A 451-nucleotide genomic window follows, 5' to 3' on the forward strand; every position below is an offset into this window, starting at 1 on the left:
AGATGTGTATAGGAGACCGTCCCCCGCCGGCCCCGCGCGGCATTCCACCGCGCAGCCGGTCTGACCGTCACTTCTCCCTCGGGAGCGTCACCGGCCGGTCGGCCCTCAGCTCCGCGAAGAGCGCCCGCGCCCGGCGGTCGTCCCACTTCACGGCGCTGCCCTTGGAGGTGGCGAAAGCGGGGTCGGAGACCGGCACGTTGATCTGCCGGCCGCCGCCCGCCGTGACGCCCCGCATCGCCTCGAACAGCGTCATGAGGTCACGTAGGCCGGTGTCCTTGTCGACCACGAGGGTGTCCAGGCCCGCGTTCAGGGTCGGGAAGGACTTGGCCGGGTTGAGGAGGGTCCCGGGTGTGGCCGCCTTCTTGGCGAGGGCGGCCAGGAACTTCTGCTGGTTGCGGGTACGGCCCAGGTCACCCTGGGCCTCCTGCTTGCGCTGCCGTACGAAGGCCAG

The 451-nt window shown here is 71.0% G+C and carries 1 protein-coding gene; it reads right to left on the reverse strand.

The window, feature by feature from the left end; translation table 11 throughout:
* Positions 1 to 67: 67 nt before the first annotated feature.
* Positions 68 to 451: LCP family protein (locus AOK01_RS45095; protein WP_245702273.1), on the reverse strand; the 384-nt coding region annotated here is incomplete at its 5' end.

This window comes from Streptomyces aurantiacus (assembly GCF_001418335.1).
In the GTDB taxonomy this organism is placed as follows: domain Bacteria; phylum Actinomycetota; class Actinomycetes; order Streptomycetales; family Streptomycetaceae; genus Streptomyces; species Streptomyces aurantiacus.